Source organism: Pseudomonas sp. ACN8 (assembly GCF_002303925.1).
Classification (GTDB): Bacteria; Pseudomonadota; Gammaproteobacteria; order Pseudomonadales; family Pseudomonadaceae; genus Aquipseudomonas.
The window spans coordinates 1-8,238 of record NZ_MRCS01000092.1 but is presented as its reverse complement, the minus strand read 5'-3'; the positions used below and the strand labels follow the sequence as shown (position 1 = coordinate 8,238).

Sequence of the window (8,238 nt, the reverse complement as noted above, 5' to 3'; positions counted from 1 at the left end):
GGTCGGCTCGAACGCGTAACTGGGAACCGATCGGCACCGTGCTGTTGAACCCGGATCGAGAGCAACAGGTCGAGAAAAGAGCGGCATAGTTAGACGGTTGACGCGACAACTACCTTGAAAAACGCCGCATCTGCCACGCCCCGAATGACAATGTCGCGGTCGGTTATGACGCCGCTCATTCTATCGTTGTCATTAATCACCAAAGCACCAATATCTGCCTGCCGCATGATTTCGGCGGCCTCACGCAAGGTGGTCGAAGGCGTTACAGTGCGTACTTCGCGGCTCATGATTTCGCTGATTTTCATGATGTTCTCCATTGGCGAATTCTTGATGGATACCCCTTTTGATAAATACAAATAATTAGTGAGGTATTTGAGTATTCAATGAGACGGTCATAGGTCAACCTATTTCTGAATCAAGGATGGCGTTGGTTTGGTGACACCATACTGGTGTTGAAAAATTGTCCTGTGAATAGTTCGAATTGATTTGGTGGTTTTTGACTGATGAGAGTCGTTGTCTTGAGACGCCATAATCTGTTGCTGCAACTATGCGTCACTGCTTGTATTCTTATTCAGGACGAGAATAAGCAGTTGCCGTTATGGCCTTGCTCCAACAGCAACTGGAACGGAAAACCGGACTTTCCATTAGGTAGAGACGTGAAGCGTGATACCCGCCTGGTTGTGCTTTTGCTGTTGGTTATCTGCTGTTCTCTGGCATCGCTGACTGTCTGGAAGGTGCTGGCCTCCCGAGATCGGGTGTTGGAGGACGTGAGCGTCCACGGATTGAATCTTACCCAGGCACTGGCAACCTACTCCGAAGGCATTGTGCGCCAAAGTTCCTTGCTTTTGCTCGGTCTCGTCGAACGCCTGGAAACTGAAGGTAGTGGCCCAATACAGATCCAGCGGCTAAGTGCGCTGGTCAGTAAGCAGCAGCCTCTGATGCCACAACTCAGTGGTATTACCATCTACGACAATCAGGGACGTTGGTTAATGTCCTCCAATCGGCCGATTCCGGTCGGGGCGAATAGCAGTGATCGTGCCTATTTCATTCATCATCGCGACGATCCGTCCGGTGAGACCTTTATCGGTCCACCCATCCAAAGCCGTTCCAATCACGAGTGGGTGATCACAGTCAGTCGACGTTTCAATGATGCTCACGGAGAGTTTGCCGGGGTGGTGGCGGTAACATTGGGAATAGAAAACTTCCTGCGGCTGTTTGGAAAGATCGACGTGGGGCAGGAGGGAGCCATCGGGCTATCCTATACCGATGGTACATTGCTGGTTCGCTATCCCTTCCGCGAGCAGGACATGGGGCGCAACTTTTCGAAGTCGCCAATCTATGCCAAGTATCTTGTGGACCAAACAGTTGGCACCGCCTCGTTTACCTCCAGCCTGGACGGTGTGGAGCGGCTCTATGCGTTCCGAAAGAGTGACAAGCTGCCGCTGATAACTACCGTCGCTATCGGGAGGCGCGAAGCGCTCACTGCATGGCGAATAGAGGCACTGTTGTCGGCAATAGTGGTGACTGGTCTGCTGGGGCTTACCGGTCTCATCGGTTGGTTTTTGATCCTGGATATCCGTCGGCGAACCAAGGTTGAAGGTCGGTTAAGGGGCACTCAGCAGCAATTGCTCTCATCGAATCGGCAACTGGAGCTACTGGCGATGAAGGATGCCCTAACCGGTTTGGCGAATCGACGCTACTTTGATGTCACATTGGCCATGGAGGCGCGACGAGCACAGCGAGAGGGGACGTCTTTGGCGCTACTGATGATTGACATCGACTATTTCAAGCTGTTCAACGATTCCTATGGGCATGTTGCCGGCGACGCCTGTCTGCAAAGTGTCGGCAAGATCGTGGAGGCGTGCGTACGTCGATCATCGGATCTAGTGGCGCGATATGGTGGTGAAGAGATGGCCGTAATCATGCCTGATACGGACATATATGGTGCGCAGATTGTGGCGCAACTCATCCTGGACCGATTGAAACAAGAGAACATTTCCCACGAAGCCAGCCCATTGGGTCAAGTGAGTCTAAGTATAGGGATCGCCGCTGCCGCTGGTTCCCGATTGGACCGATTGCAAGGTTTAATCGAAGCTGCAGATCAGGCGCTGTATAGCGCCAAGGCACTTGGACGAAACCAGGTTGTGAAGCACTGAAGCACTGTAAGGAATGACACGCAGCATTGACGGTTTTTACACCGCCTCGACCCATAGCCGTCAATCACCCAAGGCGCTACGCTCGCACGCTCCTTAAGGTACTGACAATTACGACATGAAACGCATACTTGATCGTTTACGTGGCTGGGCCAGAAAGCTAAAACGGCAAACCATGGTTCTCTGGTTTTGCTATCAGCATCCGCAAACACCTTGGTTACCCAAATGGATTTCGGTTTTTGTCGTGGCGTATGCGTTGAGCCCAATCGACCTCATTCCTGATTTCATTCCTGTACTTGGATACCTGGACGACGTGATCATTTTGCCGCTTGGCATTCTGCTCGCTATTCGCTTGATACCTGCGCAGGTGCTCGATGAGTGTCAGGTCAAAGCGAGTGAGTGGGAGAAAAGCCATGTGAAACGGCCAATCAACATATTTGCTGCGGTAATCGTTGTATTGGTTTGGTTCGTTACTGCGGGGATCTTTGGGGCTTGCTTTTTTGAATAGAGATCGCCAGGGACGAGTTGGTTTTCATTGATTTTGAAGAGCAGGGAAGGGCGCAGGTCTCAGTCAGGCATCGTGAATTCTTCGTGGTCAGTTCAGCATAACCGTCGAAAATTGCGCTGCAACGGGGAGATGCAAAATCATGAGGTCCGCGCAATCGGCCCACCAAAGCGGATGATATGCCAATGGTTCGCTGTTTTCTGTCATCGGCCCAAGGACAACCTTGATGAGGTTGAGTGCGGCTAGCACCGGAAAATGGCTCCAGAACTTAAAACCCGCTTGTTGAATACCGTTGGACGTAGCTCGTTGTAAATCAGTAGCTTGCGCAATGCATGTCATGCTAACCTATTGATCTACTTGGCTTTGTTGGTCGATTACCAATCGGCCAACGCCGGTTCGATTCCGACCTCGGCCTCCACTAATAAACAAGCTTCGTAGATCCATGATTTACGTAGCTTTTTTATTTGCATAGCCTGCAAGATTTAGTCTTGAAAAGGGTATTTGCGAACTTGCTTCACCGGGGCGGGATGTATATATTTCCACCTCTGCTGCACAAGCGTCAGATCTGCCGGGTCGTTATCTGGCAAAACCTGAACGCTTCACCGCGCTACCGCCCGAATGGCGAAACTGGTAGACGCATGGGACTTAAAATCCCCCGCTCGTAAGGGCGTGCCGGTTCGATTCCGGCTTCGGGCACCATCTTGCATTCCACAGAACGCTTTTAAGTTCTTTGGAGGCCTTGAAAAACTTGCCTTTTCAGACCGTGTGAAAACGCACTGATGGAGGTTCCAGCAAACGCCCCGACTTGTTCGGGGCGTTTGCTTTTGTGCTTACAGCAGGCGAAAAAAGGCTCTTCAGCCCATCAACGCCATCAACTGACGTGCGCCAAGCACGTTAATCGCTCTTTTCAGGTTATAGGCGTTCACAGCCAGGGCCATTTCAGCCTTCGTGCCCTCAAGCTGTCGCAGTGTGAGCATCGAGTTGCACCCGCATAGAACGGGTTTGCCACTGTTAGGCTTTTTCATCCGAGACATTCTGCCGCTTGGGCTTGAGCGGCATTTCAAGATGTGGATGACGGAAAACGACTTTATGCACGCGTCCGCACGCCTCAATCTGCTGGTCTACAACACCAAGCACGGTTACAAGCGCTAATTGACCTGGCTGCAACGGGTCAAGATCATGCAGCGCTTGCTCAAAGGCGATTTCGGGATGGATGTGCAGTTCGCCTTGGCCCCGCAGTTCGATCTGAATGATGAACTGGATATCCCAGAGGCTGTTGCCAAGAATTACTGGCGCGCAGCACGACTACGCGAGTGGGGCTGGGAGCAGATCATGAATGGACGATGTGAAGCCTTCCCGCCGACAGAACTCATCCTCTAAGCCAGGTTCGTTATGCCTTTCAAAGCGCCGCCTACGCAGTTGAGAAATGAGCTCGACATAACGCTCGCTGTCTTTACCGCTCTCTGCCGGAAAATTCCGAAAAGCTTTTGAGACACGTCCTACATTAATTCCTTTTCCGCTTTGTTAGCGTGCCTGCCTATTTATATTTTTGGGCTCGGTATAACGCCAAACGGTCGCGTTTCTTTGGTTGCCCTGCCTGCGCACCCAAGCCAGCCCTGCCTGGACAAATAAGGAACAACGGATGTTCAACGCGTCTTCACGCCTGATGCCCCCTGACCTCAAGCCTGCTCTTCAAACCCTGCTTTCAGCCAAGCACGCCATGACATCCATGGCACAACATCCATCTGCATATATCGCTGACCCCGTCGCCACGGAGGCCTGAACATGCTTAATGAGCTGCGCACCTTCTTCGATCACAGCCGGCACAAGCTCAAGGTTCGCGAGGTCGACGCATTGCTCGACGTCCTGGCCTTCGAGGGCGTAGAGAGCCTGAGCCAACCCTTCAACTACCGCGTGGAATTCACCTGCACCGACGGCGACATCGGCGCCGAAAAAATGCTCGGCCGGAGCGCCAGTTTCAGTTTGTACGGTTCGCCGCAGAACTTGCCTTTTTTTGGGCTGAACGTGCCCCCGGTCAAACCGTTGCGTGTGTTGAACGGCGTTATTACCGGCTTCAAGCGCCTGTCCGGCTCCGTTGACGAAGCCCGCTACGAAATCACCCTCGAACCGCACCTGGCGCTGCTTGGCCAGGGCCGGCAATTTCGAATTTACCAACACCAATCGGTGCCGCAGATCGTCGAAAGCATCCTGCGCAGCCGCCACGACTTTGAAGGCCAGGACTTTCTCTTCAACCTGGTGCGTGAATATCCCAAACGCGAACAGGTCATGCAGTACAGCGAAAGCGACCTGGCCTTTATCTCCCGTCTGCTGGCCGACGTCGGTATCTGGTACCGCTTCACCCGCGATGAACGCCTGAACATCGATGTGGTGGAGTTCCACGATGACCAGCGCCACTACCAGTTCGGTGTCGAGCTGGCGTACCGTCCGCAATCCGGGCTGAGCAGCAGCGGGCAGGATGGCGTGTGGGCCTTGCAATCCAGCCACCAAGTCGTAGAAAAACACGTCAACATCCGCGCCTACCATCACCGTGTTGCCACGGCCCACCTGAACGGCGATGTTGATCAGACCCGTGGCGCCAGCAGCACCTACGGCGAGGCCTATCACTACGCGGAAGCGTACACGGTGCTGGGCGATCCCTATGCCTATGACGAAGACCTGCAAAGCGAAAGCGGTTTTTTCTATGCGCGCCTGCGTCACGAGCGTTACCTCAATGGCCAGACCCAACTCAGCGGTGTCAGCAGCAGCACCACCCTGGCGCCGGGTCAGGTGCTCAAGATCTCAGGCGGCGCGCCGCAAGCCTTTGCACCGGGCGCGGTCATCACCCGACTGACCACCCGCGCTGCGCGCGATCGCAGTTTTGAAGTCAGTTTTGAAGCCATTCCCTACTCGGAAACGGTGTGCTTTCGTCCAGCGTTGCACAACAAACCGCAAATCGCCGGCACCGTCCCGGCCCGCGTCACCAGCCCGCAGCAACACGACCCCTACGGCTATATCGATATCGAAGGGCGCTACAAGGTCAACTTCCTGTTCGATCGCGACAGCTGGAAACCCGGTGAAGAAAGCCTCTGGCTGCGCCTGGCTCGCCCGTACGCCGGCGACACCCACGGCCTGCACCTGCCGCTGATTCCCGGTACCGAAGTGGCCATTGCCTTTGAACAGGGCGACCCGGACCGTCCCTACATCGCCCATGCCTTACACGACAGTCAGCACCCAGACCACGTGACGCTGGGTAAACGCGACTACACGCGCAACGTGCTGCGCACGCCAGCCAATAACAAGCTGCGCATGGAAGACCTGCGCGGGCAGGAGCACATCAAGCTCAGCAGCGAACACAGCGGCAAGAGCCAACTCAACCTCGGGCACCTGGTCGATGCGCAGAAGCACAAGCGCGGTGAAGGCTTTGAACTGCGCACCGATGGTTGGGGGGCGATTCGGGGCGGGAAAGGGGTGTTTATCAGTGCTGATGAGCAGACCAAAGCTCAGGGGCAGATGCTGGAAATGGATGCCGCGTTGGGCCGGTTACAGCAGGCCGGTGACCAGTTGGAAGGGTTGTCGACCGATGCCCAAGCCGCCAACGCGGATCCGGCGGACGTACAGGCCCAGTTGACGTTACTCAAGCAAGATCTGGAGCAGCTCACGTCGTCCGTGCTGTTGCTCAGTGCTCCCCAGGGCATCGCCCTGACCAGCGGCAAGCACCTGCAGTTGGCAGCGCAAAACAACCTGATGCTCAACGCCGGTGGCGAAGCCGACATCAGCGTGGTCAAGCGCCTGTTTATCGGGGTGGGTCAAGGCTTAAGCCTGTTTGTGCGCAAACTGGGTATCAAGTTGATCGCCAACCAGGGGCCAGTCAGTGTCCAGGCACAGAACGACACGCTGGAGCTGATGGCCCGTCACGGGCTGAGCATCACCAGCACTGAAGACGAAATCCACATCGTCGCCAAGAAGAAAATCACCCTGAATGCGGGTGGCAGCTACATCACCCTCGATCAGAACTGCATCGAATCCGGAACGCTGGGGGACTACAACGTCAAATCGGCGAATTTTGATTACAGCGGCCCGGCCAGCCTGACGGCCTCGCATCCAGAGTATCCACAGAGCCTGTCCAAACAAATGTTGCGGTTCAGCGTGCCGCAAACCCCCAATGCCTCCAATCAGGGCTGGGCAGGCATGCCCTACACGCTCTACGCCGACGGGACAGTGCTCAAGCAGGGCGTGTTGGATAAGACCGGGCAAGTGTTGATCGACCACGAGGTTGTGACCAAGCAGTACCGAATTGAGTTGGCTAACGGTGTGAACTACCAGATCCCGGTACCCACCGACTACCGCAATGCCGAACAAGCACACCTGGCCAATGGGGGCTTGCACAATCATCTCTCACAAGCCGACACAGAGGTGAGCCAGCCCACATCCCACACGGATCAACGGGCTCTGTACGCCGCCGTGATGAGCCCAATCAGTGACCAGGAAGGGAAAACCTCATGACTGAACCCGACATCGTTACCCCTGTCGCACTGCAACACACCCAACAGGTAACCTGCACCTCGCCCTGGTACGTGCAGAACACCGAATACCCTCCAGCGATGGCTACCTATCAACCACTGATCAATGGTGAAGAAGCCTTCAAGGCCGTGCATTTGGCTATCGCGAAAGCCACTAAAACCATCGATATCATCTGTTGGGGTTTTCAGCCGTCGATGTTCTTCATCCGTGACGGCCGTGCGCCGAGCATCGGTGAGTTGCTGATGATCAAAGCCCGGGAAGGGGTCGAGGTTCGGGTGCTGGGTTGGGAGGCGCCGTTTAATACTGCTGGGGCAGGGGGCGAAGCCAACCTGCCCGGCAAAGGCCCGTACCGTATCGCAGATAGGGCGCTGCAACCCTCCACCGATGACCAATATGCCGAGGATCGGCAATGGTTTTCCCGATGTGCGTTCGCCGATCACCTGGCACCTGCGATGCGAGTGGCTCGTAATGTGCCGGTATTTGTCGGTCGCGGTTTCAGTGTGTATGAACGAGCTGAAATTGCCTATCAGGCCAAGTATAAAAGCCTCGACCCGCATCTCAGTCACAGCACGTTGGGCGCGATGGCCATCGCCGCGACCCACCATCAGAAGACAGTCCTGGTCGACTATGAACAGACGGACAGCGCCGTCGGATTTGTCATGGGTCATAACATGCTCGACGAGTACTGGGACACTGATAAGCACACGGCGCTGAACCGTTCCGAGGGCAGTAAGCCTGCACCCAATTGTGGCCCACGAGGCGATACTCCACGCCAGGATATTTCCAGCCAAATCAGTGGGCCCATTCTGGAACACCTGCACCATAACTTCGCCACCGCCTGGCGCAAGGAAACCGGAGAGGACCTGCTCGCTTCGCGCCAAGCCATGCAGGTGGGGCCGCAATTGCAATGCACCCCAGGCACCACCCGACAAATCGCACAGATCGTCCGTACCCAACCGCAAGACAAAAACAAGCGCGACATCGAAAAGGTCTACCTGAAAGCCGTCAACAACGCGACCCAATTCATTTATATCGAGAACCAGTACTTTCGCTGGCCGC

Annotated in this window: 8 protein-coding genes and 1 tRNA gene; 7 read left to right on the top strand and 2 right to left on the bottom strand. The window is 55.2% G+C overall.

All coding sequences use genetic code 11. From position 1 onward, the window contains the following. Nucleotides 1–89: 89 nt before the first annotated feature. A complete protein-coding gene (locus BSF44_RS28760; RefSeq protein ID WP_095946379.1) occupies nt 90–305 on the bottom strand; it encodes a CBS domain-containing protein in 216 nt (71 codons plus the stop codon). 351 nt (nt 306–656) lie between these two features. On the opposite strand from BSF44_RS28760, the gene BSF44_RS28755 reads away from it, so the two are divergent. The 3 genes from BSF44_RS28755 (at nt 657) to BSF44_RS28745 (ending at nt 3,357) form a co-directional block, all read left to right on the top strand. Further along, complete coding sequence (locus tag BSF44_RS28755; protein WP_095946378.1) at nt 657–2,156, top strand: sensor domain-containing diguanylate cyclase; 1,500 nt, start codon at nt 657–659, stop codon at nt 2,154–2,156. Nucleotides 2,157–2,271: 115 nt separating this feature from the next. Next, on the top strand, nt 2,272–2,661 hold the full coding sequence (locus BSF44_RS28750; protein WP_095946377.1) for a YkvA family protein: 390 nt from the start codon (nt 2,272–2,274) through the stop codon (nt 2,659–2,661). Nucleotides 2,662–3,270: 609 nt separating this feature from the next. Further along, nucleotides 3,271–3,357 (top strand) — tRNA-Leu (locus tag BSF44_RS28745). Nucleotides 3,358–3,512: 155 nt separating this feature from the next. On the opposite strand, the gene BSF44_RS30910 is transcribed toward BSF44_RS28745, so the two are convergent. Then, on the bottom strand, nt 3,513–3,635 hold the full coding sequence (locus tag BSF44_RS30910; RefSeq protein WP_256589179.1) for a hypothetical protein: 123 nt from the start codon (nt 3,633–3,635) through the stop codon (nt 3,513–3,515). A gap of 25 nt (nt 3,636–3,660) precedes the next feature. Between BSF44_RS30910 and BSF44_RS30475 the strand changes: the two genes are divergently transcribed. From BSF44_RS30475 to BSF44_RS28730, 4 genes are all read left to right on the top strand, one after another. Continuing rightward, a complete protein-coding gene (locus BSF44_RS30475; RefSeq protein WP_172435417.1) occupies nt 3,661–3,810 on the top strand; it encodes a hypothetical protein in 150 nt (49 codons plus the stop codon). A gap of 27 nt (nt 3,811–3,837) precedes the next feature. Further along, nucleotides 3,838–4,038: a hypothetical protein gene (locus BSF44_RS28740; RefSeq protein ID WP_172435416.1), complete on the top strand. Its 201-nt coding sequence runs from the start codon at nt 3,838–3,840 to the stop codon at nt 4,036–4,038. 405 nt (nt 4,039–4,443) lie between these two features. Next, on the top strand, nt 4,444–7,161 hold the full coding sequence (locus tag BSF44_RS28735) for a type VI secretion system Vgr family protein (RefSeq protein ID WP_095946375.1): 2,718 nt from the start codon (nt 4,444–4,446) through the stop codon (nt 7,159–7,161). Then, nucleotides 7,158–8,238, top strand: a 1,081-nt coding sequence (locus BSF44_RS28730; RefSeq protein ID WP_141250114.1) for a phosphatidylserine/phosphatidylglycerophosphate/cardiolipin synthase family protein, incomplete at its 3' end; no start/stop codon positions are given. The genes BSF44_RS28735 and BSF44_RS28730, both read left to right, overlap by 4 nt.

What these genes read in the sequence shown, in the direction of transcription:
- BSF44_RS28740 (WP_172435416.1), top strand. Translation starts at nt 3,838, where the DNA reads ATGCAGCGCTTGCTCAAAGGCGATTTCGGGATGGATGTGCAGTTCGCC.
- BSF44_RS28750 (WP_095946377.1), top strand. Translation starts at nt 2,272, where the DNA reads ATGAAACGCATACTTGATCGTTTACGTGGCTGGGCCAGAAAGCTAAAA.
- BSF44_RS30910 (WP_256589179.1), bottom strand. Translation starts at nt 3,635, where the DNA reads ATGCTCACACTGCGACAGCTTGAGGGCACGAAGGCTGAAATGGCCCTG.
- BSF44_RS28760 (WP_095946379.1), bottom strand. Translation starts at nt 305, where the DNA reads ATGAAAATCAGCGAAATCATGAGCCGCGAAGTACGCACTGTAACGCCT.
- BSF44_RS28735 (WP_095946375.1), top strand. Translation starts at nt 4,444, where the DNA reads ATGCTTAATGAGCTGCGCACCTTCTTCGATCACAGCCGGCACAAGCTC.